Below are 13,746 nucleotides of genomic sequence, written 5' to 3'. Positions count from 1 at the left end.
AAACTTAACGGCCAGATTTAAACTTGGTCCATAAACGCGTACGAGTACGCTCTACTTTTGGTGGCACAGCCACAAAACCATATAAATGCTCAGAGGCTTCTTCACTAGGGTAAATCCCTTGGTGAGCGGCAATCTCAGGGTCAATTAAGGCAGTAGCTTTAGTATTTGGGTTAGCGTACCAAACAAAGTCGGTCACCTTAGCAATCACTTCTGGGCGCAATACATAGTTAATAAAAGCGTGAGCGTTCTCTGGGTGTTTAGCATCTTTTGGAATGGCAAACATATCAAACCACACGCCAGCACCTTCTTTAGGAATAATGTACTCAAGCTCTACGCCGTTGTCGGCCTCAGCAGCGCGGTCACCGGCCATTAGCACATCACCAGACCAACCAATCGCCACACAAATGTCGCCGCTGGCTAAATCATTAATGTATTGCGAACTATGGAAGTAGCGAATGCTAGGGCGAAGTTGCTCCATCAGCGTTTCAATCTCGCCTTTGTAATCACTCTGCTTAGCACTGTTTGGATCTTTGTCCATGTAATTAAGCATCGCGGCCACAACTTCGCTAGGTGCATCCAAGAAAGCAATACCACACTGGCTAAGTTTAGCGGCGTTCTCTGGGTCAAAGACTAACGACCAAGAATTAAGGTCGGCATCTTCACCTAAAATCTCTTTTACTTTATTTACATTGTAACCAATACCCGTAGTCCCCCACATATAAGGAATACCGTATTGATTACCTGGGTCAAAACTTTCTAGTGTGGCCAGTAGTTTAGGATCTAAATTATCCCAGTTGCTTAACTTGCTGCGGTCTAGTTTTTGATAAACCCCCGCCGTAATTTGGCGACCGTAAAAGTCATGCGATGGTGAAACAATATCAAAACCGGTGCTGCCCGATAGCAACTTGGCTTCTAATACTTCGTTGGAATCAAATACATCGTAAACCACCTTAATACCAGTTTCTTTTTCAAACTCGGCGATAGTGTCTTCAGCAATGTACTCAGTCCAATTGTAAACATTTAGTACTTTCTCTTCTTGAGCTATTACTCCGCTGGTGGCCAAAGCTAATAGGCTAACTAGCAGCATGTTTATTCTATTCACTCATGCAATCCTCATTATGGCGTGATACTTAAATCACTGTGGTTATCTATTTATTAGTTTAGTGCAGATGATGTTTTATCACTGACAAAACACTCGATTTTGCTCAGTAAAGAAACTGAGCGCGATAGTAACGGGTAATTAATTGAAACCCAAGTGCTAGCTGGCTAACAATTATCCAAAAAAGCACTTTGAAAAGCCTTTACACCTCGGTAAAATTGGCGATTAACTAATTTTTTGAGTTAATCACGTGGCAACAAGGTAAGGACCGCGTTTAACACAATAGGAAGGAAGACATTCAAAACAATGATTAGCGATCAACAAATAGAGACCATTCGTCTGCAGCTCGTCGAGCAACTTAACGAAACTCAACAGCGCCTAGAGCAAGACAGTCAGCTATTTAAAGACAAAGAAGATTCTGGCGACGATGTCGATCGTGCCAACCAAGAAGAGTCTCAGCAACTGCAGCTAAATCGTCGTCAGCACGACATCGCCCACGTTAAAAGCATTAAAGATGCGCTACGCCGTATCGAAGAAAAAGACTATGGCTTTTGTGAAGGTTGTGGTGAAGACATTAGCTCGGCTCGATTAAATGCACGACCAGAATCGCGTTACTGCATTGATTGCCAAGATTATCGCGAGCGTAAAAGCAGTCAATACGCCTAATATGCGCGCTATTTGCAAATAATCTTAGTATTCCTTATTAAGATCATATTCACTGGCTCTGCTCGCTGATATAATTCCGTTCCGATTTCACATCGGATTAGGATCTGCGAGCATGAACAACCCGCTTTATCAAAAGCACATTATCTCTATCCCTGATTTTTCCCGTCAGGAACTTGAGTTAATCGTCGACACCGCCCAAAGCATTAAACAACAACCCCGTCCCGAGCTACTAAAAAACAAAGTGGTGGCTAGCTGTTTTTTTGAGGCTTCAACTCGTACACGTTTATCTTTTGAAACCGCAGTACAACGTTTAGGCGGCAGCGTAATCGGCTTTGCCGATGGTGGAAATACCTCGCTGGGTAAAAAAGGCGAAACCCTGGTTGATTCAGTAAAAGTAATTTCTTCTTATAGTGATGCTTTTTTCATGCGCCATCCCCAAGAAGGCGCAGCACGCTTAGCCAGTGAATTCTCCAGTGTTCCGGTAATTAATGGCGGCGACGGTTCTAACCAGCACCCTACGCAAACCTTGCTCGATCTATTCACCATTTATGAAACCCAAGGGTCATTAGAAGGCTTAAAAGTCGCTTTTGTTGGCGATTTAAAATATGGCCGTACTGTACACTCCCTCACTCAAGCTTTATCGCTATTTGGTTGCGAGTTTTACTTTATTGCGCCCAAAGCGCTGGCGATGCCTGACTACATTATTGAAGAATTAAATGCCCGTGAAATCAAATACAGCTTGCACGACAGCATTGAAGAAGTGGTAGACGAACTCGATATTTTGTATATGACCCGAGTACAAAAAGAGCGCTTTGACGAAACCGAATACCAGCATATGAAATCAAGCTTCATCTTGCGCGCAGACATGTTGAAACAAGTGAAAGACAACTTAAAAATCTTGCATCCTCTGCCACGCGTGGATGAAATCACCACCGATGTAGACACCACTCCTTACGCTTACTACTTTGAACAAGCAGAAAACGGTGTTTATGCTCGACAAGCGCTGCTCGCCTTGGTGATGACTAACGAATTTGGAGCTCAATAATGAAGAAGAAGTTGCAAGTAGAAGCCATTGCTCACGGCACCGTTATTGATCACGTACCAGCCGGTCAAGGCATCAAAATTCTTAAGTTTTTCCAACTATCGGCCGCTCAAGAACGAATTACCGTAGGGCTTAACCTGCCAAGCGGCGAGCAGCAGCAAAAAGACTTAATTAAGGTTGAGAACACCGTATTTGATGAGAATCAAGCCAATCAGCTAGCCTTGTTTGCGCCCAACGCGACCATTAACTTAATTGAAGATTTTGAAGTAGTACGTAAATTTCATGTTTCTACACCTGAGCAAGTAAAAGGTGTGTTTGCCTGCCCTAATAGCAATTGCATTAGCCACAACGAGCCTATCGACAGTAACTTTTATGTACGCCATCAGCAGCAAGATATTAAGTTAAAATGCCATTACTGTGAAAAAACCTTCGACCGTGGCTTGTTTTCAGAACTCGACTAACCACTTCTAATTAGCGATAAAAAACAGAGCGCCAGCCGCTCTGTTTTTGTTTGTTGCACTTAGTGACTCACCCCGTAATAAAAAAGCCAACGTGCTACGGCAGTTCATCTATATTTAATACACTAATAACAAGCTCAACAAATATTGCTGTTACAAAGCTGTTAGCTTAAGTTATTGTAGAGTAACAAATTACTGATCTATTTAACGGTTTGACGCGTAGACAGAGTTAATCCACATTAATGATTTAACTCTAATGCCCCGATACAAGGATGTGACTAATGTTTAAACGAGTAAGCTCGCTGCTCTGTTGTAGTATGTTGTTTAGTTTCACTGCCGATGCTCGCCCTTTAGCTGAAGAGCCGGGTTGGTCTGCCACCATTAACCTCAACGTGGGTTATGTTAGTGGTCAGAACCAATTCTCAACTGATGACGACAATCAAATAACCGATGATTTAACGAACAATGGTAAGAGCTCTAGCTCGGCAATTGTTTATCCGCTATTACGAGTGGAATACACCACCGAAGATCTAAAGAACCAATTCTTCTTAGGTAACAGCCGCGAGAATTTAGGTCGAGCTCAATTCCAATATGAATTAGGGTATACCCGCGCAATTAGCGACCGCAGCAAAATTACTGCCGCCTACTTCCCAGAACTCCCCTTACTTAACGACACTTGGGCAGACCCTTATTTGGTTGGCGCAGCTCGCCAAAAAACCGATGAGAACTACCAAGGTGGTCGAGTTCGATATGAAGCCATAGCCGATGGCCCCTTAACGCTTGAATACGTGTACGCAAAACGTACTGTAGACAACGAGCAAAGTGGTGTTGATTTATTTGGAGCGGGTTCAGCAGAAGCAGAAGCCCTTAAACGAAACGCCAACCTGCACCGTATCATTGCCGAAACCTTTGTCCCGCTGTCTCGCAAGTGGTTTTTAGCACCCGCAGTGGCTTACACCACTGCTAAAGCCGACGGTAGCGCCAACGACTTCGACCAATATACTCTGCGTTTAACCAGTATTTACCGCTCTGGCCCTAATGTATTCACCTTAAATGCTGAATACGGGCAAACTAAATTTTCTGGCGCTAATCCTGTGTTTGATAATCAAACCCAAAAAGATGACAAAGTGTCCTTGTTTGGTATTTACGTTTACAACGAACCTTTTGGTTGGAAGAACACCATGTTCAACGTATTAGGTGGTTATAACAATACCGACTCAAACATCACCTTTTACGACAGTAAAGGTGGTATTGCAGCCTTTGGTTTCGGTTATACTTTTTAAGCAAACTAGCACTAAAAAAGGCAGCTCAGGGCTGCCTTTTTTTTGTTCATTGCGGTAAGCGCTAATCTTGGCTTAAATCTAATTCGGCCAGATAAATAGCTGTTTTATCCTCATGGCTAGAATAGTAACTGCAATATATTGCATTACCTTGCTGCACCAAGCCGGGGTAACTAGTATCGCCATCAGATGGCAGCACTTGCACCTCATTCAGTTTTCCTTGGTCGGCATCTAACCAGCACAAACTGGTACGCACGGGTTGATATAAACGTACCGCGCATAACAAACGCCCATCATCTAATTTAAGCATGGCTGGCCCACCAATAGGAATACCTAGATCCTGCCACTGCCAATCCAAATAAGGCGGTTTGGCATAACCTAGCTGGCCGGTGCCACTGTCTTTGTCACGACGTAGCAAACACAAAGCGGCGCCGTCATCTAACAAGCTCAAGTCGTGCTCGTTAGGGTAAGCCAAGCCGTTTTGCGCTAAGCTAAATAGCGGGTCTAAGTGCATTTGGTAATCACCAGCTGCATCCATTTTATATAAGCTCACTTTATCTAAGCTGTAGTTATAAGCCACCGAGTAAGCACCATCGACTAAATAGCGGCTTCGCCACAACCACATATTGGCATCACCTTGGGCACATAGTTCAGACCAGGTACTGCCATCATCAGACCACGCAGTGAAGCTTTGTAGATCAAAGGTTTCGCTGCTGCGATTAACCCCCGCGCAGGTTAATAACAATCGGCCATCAGGACTTTGCACTAGCTTTGGGTCACGTAAGTCTATGCCATCAACGTGAATAAAGGCTGCTGAGCTAAAATCGTTTTCATCAAAGCTTCGACAAAGAATACGAATATCGCCTTCAATACTCACGTGGCCTTCGGCTTCGCGAAAGCATAACCACAAAGCCTGTTTAAACTCGCAGAGATCGGTAAAGGCATTGTGTTCCCCTTCATCCCAAACTCGCTCTACCGAACATAACTTCATAAACACCCTCTGAGCGATTAAACCAGCATCTAAGCTGAAATTTTAAGCTAATGATTTAAATGGCAAAGTAACTTAACAAGCACACCGAGCTAAAGCGCCATGACTTAATACCTTTATCGACGAATATCGTTTAAGCTGAATAACAGTTTTAGTTAATCGCAAAAATATCCCAAGGAGGGACTATGTTTTTGGATTTTTTCGCTTTAGGGCTACTGTTTTTTGTTGGCCTCACGCTGTTTTACGGAATTATCGCCATTCACGATATTCCCTATGAAATATCTAAACACCGTAATCACCCCCATCAAGACGCCATTCATGTAGCAGGCTGGATAAGCTTATTTACCTTGCATGTTATTTGGCCCTTTTTATGGATTTGGGCCACCTTATATCGAGAAGATCGTGGCTGGGGCTTTAAGCAACTCGAACAACAAGAACAAACCTTAGAGCAAAAAGAACAGCAACTAGAATCTCGCGAAGATGAACTTGCTGCCGAAGTGGCCAAGCTCAAACGCCAAGTCGCCATTATTAGCAAACATGTGCAGCAGCTAGAACAACAGGAGAATCAATAATGGATTTATTGCTCATTCTCACTTACACCGGCATTTGCATTGCGGTGTTCAAAATATTCAATATTCCACTCACTAAATGGACAGTACCTACTGCGGTGCTTGGCGGCATTGTTATTATTGGGGTGCTGCTCATTTTAATGAATTACAACCATCCGTTTACCGCCCAAGCGAGGCAAATATATACCTCAGTGCCGATTATGCCCCTAGTTAGAGGTAAGGTTATTGATGTACCGGTAGTGCCAAATCAGCTGATTAAAGAAGGCGACATACTGTTTAAGTTAGACCCAGAGCCTTTTGAAGCCGTGGTTGCACAACGTGAAGCAGAAGTTGCAGCAGCGCAACAGCAAGTACCACAGCTATTGGCACAATTGGCCAGTGCACAAGCCACTACCAACGCAGCTAAAGCCGAACGAGACCGCACACAAAAGGCTTACCAACGTTATGCCGAAGGCCGTAAAAAAGGCGGTAAAAACAGCCCCTTTACCGAGCTTGAAGTAGAAAATCGCCAACAAGCTTATTTGGCAGCCGAGGCGCAACTACAAGTGGCCGAAGCCAATGAAACCAATGCGCGATTGGCCTACGAGTCGCAAATAAATGGGGTAAATACCAATGTAGCCCGCTTGCAAAGCCAGGTAGATAAAGCCTTATTCGACCTAGAGCAAACAGTGGTACACGCCCCTACCGACGGCTATGTAACCCAAGTAGGTTTACGCAAAGGCATGGTGGCAGTCCCCATGCCGCTGCGCCCGGTAATGACCTTTATTCCTAAAGAAGAAAGTATTTTTGTAGGGGCTTTTTGGGAAAACTCTATCAAGCGTTTAAAAGCAGGAGACGAGGCTGAATTTATTGTCACCGCTCAACCAGGCATTGTGTTTAAAGGTACCGTTCTCCAAGTTATGCCAACCATTGCCGAAGGTGAATTTCAAGCAAATGGCAGCTTACGTGGTGCAGATGCCTTGTTTAAACACAGCCGTAGTTTAGTGATAATTGACCCAGAGCCGCGTTTTGACGACTTCGACTTTCCAATAGGGATCAGCGGCCAAGTGGCGATTTATACCGAACATTTCTATCATGTATCGGTGATACGAAAAGTACTGTTACGTATGCAAGGCTGGGTAAACTACATTTTCCCCTTCCATTAATGGCCCGTGACCCGTCCTGATATGGGTTGACACTTGATTAACTAAAACGCTCGATGCACTTCATCGGGCGTTTTGTATTTTAGTGCCTCGTGAGGCCTATATTCATTGTAGAGCTTAACCGATTCATCGACCATTTTTCGTGCCTCATTTAAGTCTGTAGGTTTATTCAGCAAGTACTCCATCTTTAGTATTCCATTTATTCTCTCCGCAAGGGCGTTCTGATAACAGTCATAACCGTCTGTCATCGAACAAGATACATCGTGCTGACGGTGTATCGCCTGATATTCATTGGAGCAATACTGAACACCTCGGTCCGAATGATGAACAAGCTCCCCTATAGACCTTCGTTCCTTCAACGCATTTAAGAATGCTTGTTTGACCGTGTAAGCTTTCATATCCTTACCTAGGTGATATCCCACTATTTTTCTTGAGTAAGCATCCGTCACTAGACTGAGGTACGCTTCACCGCTACGCGTCGCCAAGTAAGTGATGTCAGCCACCCATAACTGCTCTGGTTTATCGGGTATTAGGCCTTCTTTTATGCGGTTAGGATGGCAGTAAAAACGATGATTGCTATTTGTAGTTCGATGGTAAGCCCTTCGATTATGAACTAATAATCGATTCATTCTTAGTAAAGAGAATAAGCGGTCTCGGCCAATATCGATAGCATTCTGGGCAAGTAGGTACTTGAGCTTACGAGCCCCGATACGAGGGTGCATCATTCTTTGTACTTTCACAAAGTTGAGCACTGACTCATCTTTTTGTATTTGGTGAGCCTGGGCAATACCGCGCTTGTAAAAAGCTTGCCGTGTAATACCCATGAAGTGACAGGCTTTCGTTACAGTTAACTTTCGGACCGCTTTTTCCTTAATAACTCGGCCTTGCGCTTCTTTGAGAGCCGAACTCCGAAGTCTCTATCCATGACTTTTACCACCGCTTCAAAGAAATCAGCTTTCATCTGAGAGTCTTCTAGCTGCTTCTCTAGCTCTTTAATGCGTTGCTCTGGGGTTTGAGGCGAAGAAGAATTTGACATAGCAGTAACTACCATTCTCGTATGCTCTATTCCTTTAGACCAATCTAGTCGACCATGTTTGCGAAGCCAAACTAAAACGGTAGAGCGACCTTGGATCCCATAACGGTCCTGAGCTTGTCGATAAGACATTTCGCCTTTTTCAACTTGGTCTACCACTGCCAATTTAAAGGCAAGAGAATAATTTCGTTGGGTACGTTTACTGGTTGTTTTCATGACACTCTCCAATTTCATGTTGGATATGTGTCAACCTTATTTAGGACGGTACACCGCTAACAAAAAGGCCAGCAAATTGCTGGCCTTTTTATTTGGAATAGATTCTTTATTGTTCTAACTCAACAACTCGTTGTTTGAGAACGGCTAACTCTTGGCGTAGCTCATCAATTTGCTGTTGTAGTTCAGCTTGTTGCACAGGCGCAACAGCAGCACTAACAGCACTTGGCGCTGCGGCGGCAAACGAAGGCTCACCAGAGAACAAATGCGCATAACGAGACTCACGTTTACCGGGCTCTCGCTCTAATTTAACAACCAACTTACCGCTTTCGTGATCAGCAAGTGCTTGTAAGCTTTGCTCTACCTCTTGCACGCTAGCAAAATTAGCTAAGCGTTGGCTGCGAGTACGCAGTTCGCCGGGGGTTTGTGGGCCACGTAAAAACATTAAACACACAATAGCGCGTTCGCCTTCACTTAGCTGTAAGCCGCCAAATTGGGTATTACAAAAACGGTGCTGGTAACGGACTACGCGCCCCGACATGGGCGCTTCGGTAACAATCCGTAAATCTTGCAACTCCGCCAAAATATCTTGAACTTCGGCTTCACTTAAAGCCATTACCGGTTCACGATTGCTTTTTTGGTTACACGCTAAGGTGAGCGCATTTAACGACAGAGGGTATTGGTCGGGCGTGGTGGTTTCTTTCTCTAACAACGCACCTATCACTCGCGTTTGTTCTACACTTAAATTTTGTTCCACTCTACACCTCTCATTATCAACTAGGCTTACGCTAGAATTATGACATTTAGAATACGTTAAATAGCTTGCTTAAGCAGCTCTTGCTCGCACATTTCCGTACGCTAAATTAAACAAAGTTTTCAGCGTTAAGATTTCTTTTAATAAAGCCTCTTATTTGATGTTTTTTTGATGTAGATTAGCTTAACAGGTCTGATTACCCGCTAAGGTAGGCGTCCGCTCAACACGAGCGATTAAACGCGCATTGCCACCACGTGAAACGCTTAAGTAGGGACTTGCTGGACGCTATAGTATGGAATCATTTCGTTGGACTGCAGACTTTGAAACAGGTATCTCTGTTGTTGACGATCAACATCGGCATTTGATTGATCTTATTAATCAAATCGGCGATTTACTTACCGAAAATCAAGCCCCAAAAGGTGCCATTCAACAACTTAGCCAAGAGTTGGATACCTACGTAAAAGAGCATTTTCAAGAAGAAGAGATGCTAATGGCTCAGCATAAGGTAGATGCTCGCCATCGCCGCGCACATGTAAAAGCCCATCAGGAGTTTCTAGGTGAAGTGGCTAAACTCAGCCAATTCAACCACAACAGCCAACAAAGCAAAGTAAAACACCTACTCGACTACTTGATTCAATGGCTGGCTTACCACATTCTCGGCATTGACCAAGTATTGGCTAAACAACTGCACTTTATTGAGCAAGGCGATAGCCCAGAGCACGCCTACTGCCAAACAGAACAACCCAATGATTTAGCGACCGAGCCGCTCATTGCCGCCTTGCGTGGCTTATTTCATCAAGTGAGTGTGCGTAACCACGAGCTATTAAAGCTAAATCAAAACCTTGAGCAAAAAGTGCAAGAGCGTACCCTTGCGCTGCAAAAAACCAACCAGCATTTACAGTCTTTAGCGCATACCGACGTGCTTACTGGCTTACCTAATCGCCGCCATGCCATGATCCAACTCATGGAGCTATGGAAACAATCAGTAGCTAACGATACCCCTTTAGCTTGCATGATGATTGATGCAGACCACTTTAAACAGATTAACGATCGCAATGGTCATGATGCTGGTGATGCAGTGTTAATGCTGCTGGCAAGAGCCTTGCGCGAATCAGTGCGTAACGACGACGTTGTGGCTCGCCTAGGGGGCGATGAGTTTTTACTTATTTGCCCTAATACCGACGAGCAAGGTGCATATCGCCTAGGAGGCTCGATTCGCGAACGCATCGAGAATATGCAACTAAATCATCAAAAATATCAGGTGAGTGTGAGTGTTGGCGTGGCTAGTCGCAGCCCCAAAATGCCACACCACGAAGCCATGATGAAAGCCGCCGACAAAGCGGTATACCAAGCCAAAGCCGAGGGTAAAAACTGCGTAAGACTGTATAAACACAGCACCAGCAAACAAGCCTGTTAAGCCGCTAGACCTTAATCAGCACAAGACTCAACCAAAGCCCCGCGCTACACTAATAGCATGCAGAGCTAAGGGCTTGCTCGATGGTTTGTTTTAACGCTGGAATTCTTCATGACAATAGACATTAGCTGGTTGGCCCTAGGGCTATTTTGCCTAGTATTGCTTATTCCAGTGTTTATTAACTGGCGCTTTAATTTAGCCTTGGGTAAAGATATTGGCATCAGCCTAATGCGCATGTTGTTGCAACTTGCTCTGCTTGGTGTGTATCTGCAATTTCTTTTTGAGCTAAACAGCCTGTGGGTAAACCTACTATGGTTAACGGTCATGTTGCTAGTAGGGGCCAGCGCCATTATTGGCAAAGCCAAATTACCACGCAAAGCCTTATTTTTTCCGGTATTAAGTGGCTTAATATTGGGTTTAAGCCCACTACTGGTAATTTTGCTACTGGCGCTACTCAAACCCGCCCCAGCCTATAGCGCTCAATACCTCATTCCTTTAGCCGGAATGCTCTTAGGCAACAGCCTTAGTGGCAACATTGTGGCCTTACAACGGCTGTTTAGCGCCTTAAGCGAAAAAACCAGTGAGTACCAAGGTTACTTAGCCCTTGGCGCTAGCCGCCAACAAGCCACCCAAGGTTTTGTGCAATCGGCTATGCAACAAGCGTTTGCCCCTGTTTTAGCCTCTATGAGTACCGTTGGTTTGGTTACCCTACCCGGTATGATGACTGGCCAAATTCTCGCAGGTAGTGACCCAATGGTGGCTGTTAAGTACCAACTGGTGATCCTTATCGCCATTTTTGTCATGCTCAGCATTTCTATCGCCACCACCCTTAGCTTGAGTATTCGTGTCGGCATTGGCCAAACGGGCTTGGTTAAACTCGGTAATTTCACAAAATAATTTCTTACAAAGCTTTTATTGATAAAAACATCTCTATACTATTGCGTAATTAGTTTTTATGCTTTTAATCATAGACTTGTACTGAGGTTCGACAACAATGAAGTTTCTTGTATATATAACAATACTAAGTACATCGTACTTTTCTTATGCTGAAGAGTGCTTCGTATCTCAATCTCCTCCTGAGCTATCTAGCTCTAAAGCCGAGCAACTTTCTTTTACTCCTATTGATACCTCAGTAAACGGAGACAAAAGGAAGCTCTATCACTTCAAAGATGGTTCATTACTGATTGCACAATGGGAAGAATGCCAAATAGGCATTGACCTCTATTATTTCAGCTTAGATTCGAGCAAAGATTTGGAAAGTCGCATCAAAAATGCTCAATGGCTAGATAGCCTTTTTCGTGACAACCGAGTAAGCAGGGAGCAAATAGAAAATACCATCAAATCTAATGCTAACTCTAACTTTCTCAGAATCGACCAAGAACACGGCGCAATATTGGAATTGCAATGGGAGACCTTAGCTGGTGAAGAAGTTGGGCCTGCAAATATTTTCAATAGTTCAACAACTTATCGATGGTTTGGCCCTGAAGAATTTTAAAGGAGTAAAATAATGCAGTTAAAACAAAGTGTCGGTCGACAGGGTAAAAACTTATATGGCGATGTATTAGCAGTACAAAAAGGTCTAAATACAGTCCCTATTAAAGGTCCTTTTAAAATATTAGCTGAAGATGGGAAAATGGGGAAAAATACTCAATTAATGATAGAGGAGTTTCAACGTACCATTGTTAAGATGATCAACCCAGATGGAAGAATTGATCCTAATGGCCGATCTTCCAGCATCATCAACTCATACGCACAAAAAAGTGCTACTAGGCATTCATTTAAATACACACCAATGCCTTATTTAAAAGCAGCTAAACCAACTACACGTACACAAAAAGCATCAACCACGAACTCCAGTAAGCCAAAATCTATTCTGTACCGCTCTAACGCAAAAAAAGTGCTAAGTGCTTACACTATGTCTGTTTTGAAACAAATAATGCAACTTTCAAACGTAGATAGTATCGACATTTCAAGCACGCTTCGGACCCCTGAAGACCAAGCTAGAATTATGCTCAATGATAATTTAACTGCGAGCAAGAATGGAATATCAGTTAAAACACACCGGGGTTATTCATATGGTCCAACCGGGCAACTTGTAGATAAAGTCTATACAGATAACAAAGCTGGAAAAACATCGGAGCAAATTAAAGCGTTGATGGTAGCGAAAATTAAAGAAAAACTTGCTACCGGCAGCAGAACATCAAGGCATTGTGTAACAAAAGCGATTTATCAGAGCAATAATATTTTTGATATTCCGTACTCAAGCATAGCAAGCTCTAAACAGGCAGAGTTTGAATCAATTCTGCTCGCTTATAGTGCAAAGTTTAATAAACGAAAGTTTTCAAAAGGTAATACTACAAGCTATACCGCGGTTCAAAAGCCAATTGAAAAAGTAATTGTTGAACGCAACTGCTGGCATGTTGAACTCCCTCAAACAAACCTGCAATTGCCTACTTTACCTTAAGTTTATAAGCGACCTAGCGGATTTAACCAAGAGCTAAATCCGCCTTATCTGGCTCAGTTAACCAATTGCTTCGCTATAGCCGCAACTTCTACCCCTAACGCTTTTACCCGTTGCTCCATATCTGCATCGGCTAACTGGCCTTCGGCGTTAAAGGCTTGGTAAGACGAGCCTACTGCCACTTGCTTAGGGCTAACCAAAACGCCTAAGTTGAACAAAATATCGCGCGTATGGGCTAAGCCACGTATGCCGCCTAAACCGCCCGGCGAGGTAGCCATAATACCGGCAACTTTACCTTGAAAGGCAGACCCAATATCAGCGTCTTTAGACGGACGCGACAACCAATCTAAGGCATTTTTTAGCACCCCAGAAATAGAACCGTTGTACTCTGGGCTAGCCAATAGAATACCATCGGCTTGGGCGAATAAGTGCTTTAAATCATTTACCGATGCCGGTGTGCCTTCGGCTTCTAAATCTTCTGAGTAAAGTGGAATAGCAAAATCGGCTAAATCAACGTAGCGTACTTCTGCGCCAGCTTCCTCCGCGCCTTGAGCGGCAATTTTTACTAAGTTCTTGTTAAATGATTGAGCGCGTAAGCTACCTGCAAGTGCGATTAATTTAGTCATT

15 protein-coding genes are annotated in these 13,746 nt (G+C 43.8%); 10 read left to right on the top strand and 5 right to left on the bottom strand.

The features are described 5' to 3' along the window. Positions 1-4 precede the first annotated feature (4 nt). On the bottom strand, positions 5-1,102 hold the full coding sequence (locus ACLD71_RS07510) for an extracellular solute-binding protein (RefSeq protein ID WP_373681417.1): 1,098 nt from the start codon (positions 1,100-1,102) through the stop codon (positions 5-7). Between the two features lie 303 nt (positions 1,103-1,405). On the opposite strand from ACLD71_RS07510, the gene ACLD71_RS07505 reads away from it, so the two are divergent. The 4 genes from ACLD71_RS07505 (at position 1,406) to ACLD71_RS07490 (ending at position 4,548) form a co-directional block, all read left to right on the top strand. Continuing rightward, positions 1,406-1,765 (top strand): TraR/DksA family transcriptional regulator, encoded by a 360-nt coding sequence (locus tag ACLD71_RS07505; protein WP_137674849.1) that lies wholly within the window; start codon positions 1,406-1,408, stop codon positions 1,763-1,765. Positions 1,766-1,877: 112 nt separating this feature from the next. After that, entirely contained in the window at positions 1,878-2,810 is a 933-nt protein-coding gene (gene pyrB / locus ACLD71_RS07500; RefSeq protein WP_303516311.1) for an aspartate carbamoyltransferase, read from the top strand. After that, the gene (gene pyrI, locus ACLD71_RS07495) at positions 2,810-3,268 is read left to right on the top strand and encodes an aspartate carbamoyltransferase regulatory subunit (RefSeq protein ID WP_137674851.1); all 459 of its coding nucleotides are present in this window, start codon (positions 2,810-2,812) and stop codon (positions 3,266-3,268) included. The genes pyrB and pyrI overlap by 1 nt, the downstream gene beginning before the upstream one ends. 278 nt (positions 3,269-3,546) lie before the next feature. Beyond that, positions 3,547-4,548, top strand: a complete 1,002-nt coding sequence (locus tag ACLD71_RS07490) for a DUF2860 domain-containing protein (protein WP_411993906.1) — start codon at positions 3,547-3,549, stop codon at positions 4,546-4,548. 61 nt (positions 4,549-4,609) lie between these two features. Here the strand turns inward: ACLD71_RS07490 and ACLD71_RS07485 are convergent, their stop codons facing one another. Then, positions 4,610-5,536 (bottom strand): exo-alpha-sialidase, encoded by a 927-nt coding sequence (locus tag ACLD71_RS07485; protein ID WP_137672349.1) that lies wholly within the window; start codon positions 5,534-5,536, stop codon positions 4,610-4,612. A gap of 182 nt (positions 5,537-5,718) precedes the next feature. On the opposite strand from ACLD71_RS07485, the gene ACLD71_RS07480 reads away from it, so the two are divergent. Both ACLD71_RS07480 and ACLD71_RS07475 read left to right on the top strand, forming a co-directional pair. Continuing rightward, positions 5,719-6,105 (top strand): DUF3302 domain-containing protein, encoded by a 387-nt coding sequence (locus ACLD71_RS07480; protein ID WP_411993904.1) that lies wholly within the window; start codon positions 5,719-5,721, stop codon positions 6,103-6,105. After that, positions 6,105-7,247 carry an HlyD family secretion protein gene (locus tag ACLD71_RS07475; protein WP_411993902.1) on the top strand — a complete coding sequence of 381 codons (1,143 nt, stop codon included), beginning with the start codon at positions 6,105-6,107 and terminating at the stop codon, positions 7,245-7,247. The genes ACLD71_RS07480 and ACLD71_RS07475 overlap by 1 nt, the downstream gene beginning before the upstream one ends. Positions 7,248-7,288: 41 nt before the next feature. On the opposite strand, the gene ACLD71_RS07470 is transcribed toward ACLD71_RS07475, so the two are convergent. Continuing rightward, positions 7,289-8,493 (bottom strand): IS3 family transposase gene (locus ACLD71_RS07470; protein ID WP_411993900.1). Its coding sequence is split into 2 segments (ribosomal slippage): positions 7,289-8,106 and positions 8,106-8,493, totalling 1,206 coding nucleotides; the frame shifts between segments, so codons are not numbered across the junction. 106 nt (positions 8,494-8,599) lie between these two features. Then, the gene (locus tag ACLD71_RS07465) at positions 8,600-9,247 is read right to left on the bottom strand and encodes a YceH family protein (RefSeq protein ID WP_411993898.1); all 648 of its coding nucleotides are present in this window, start codon (positions 9,245-9,247) and stop codon (positions 8,600-8,602) included. A 289-nt stretch (positions 9,248-9,536) separates the two neighbouring features. Here ACLD71_RS07465 and ACLD71_RS07460 point away from each other — a divergent pair, with 289 nt between their 5' ends. From ACLD71_RS07460 to ACLD71_RS07445, 4 genes are all read left to right on the top strand, one after another. Then, positions 9,537-10,661 carry a GGDEF domain-containing protein gene (locus ACLD71_RS07460; protein WP_137672353.1) on the top strand — a complete coding sequence of 375 codons (1,125 nt, stop codon included), beginning with the start codon at positions 9,537-9,539 and terminating at the stop codon, positions 10,659-10,661. A 108-nt stretch (positions 10,662-10,769) separates the two neighbouring features. Continuing rightward, positions 10,770-11,555, top strand: a complete 786-nt coding sequence (locus ACLD71_RS07455) for an ABC transporter permease (RefSeq protein WP_411993896.1) — start codon at positions 10,770-10,772, stop codon at positions 11,553-11,555. 97 nt (positions 11,556-11,652) lie between these two features. Continuing rightward, positions 11,653-12,153: a hypothetical protein gene (locus tag ACLD71_RS07450; RefSeq protein WP_303516329.1), complete on the top strand. Its 501-nt coding sequence runs from the start codon at positions 11,653-11,655 to the stop codon at positions 12,151-12,153. A 12-nt stretch (positions 12,154-12,165) separates the two neighbouring features. Next, positions 12,166-13,122 carry a peptidoglycan-binding domain-containing protein gene (locus tag ACLD71_RS07445; RefSeq protein ID WP_411993894.1) on the top strand — a complete coding sequence of 319 codons (957 nt, stop codon included), beginning with the start codon at positions 12,166-12,168 and terminating at the stop codon, positions 13,120-13,122. Between the two features lie 53 nt (positions 13,123-13,175). On the opposite strand, the gene ACLD71_RS07440 is transcribed toward ACLD71_RS07445, so the two are convergent. Then, on the bottom strand, positions 13,176-13,745 hold the full coding sequence (locus ACLD71_RS07440; protein ID WP_303516332.1) for an NADPH-dependent FMN reductase: 570 nt from the start codon (positions 13,743-13,745) through the stop codon (positions 13,176-13,178). Between the last annotated feature and the right edge of the window lies 1 nt (position 13,746).

The organism is Agarivorans sp. DSG3-1 (assembly GCF_046774965.1).
GTDB lineage: Bacteria > Pseudomonadota > Gammaproteobacteria > Enterobacterales > Celerinatantimonadaceae > Agarivorans.
This window is presented reverse-complemented; position numbering and strand designations above follow the sequence as displayed.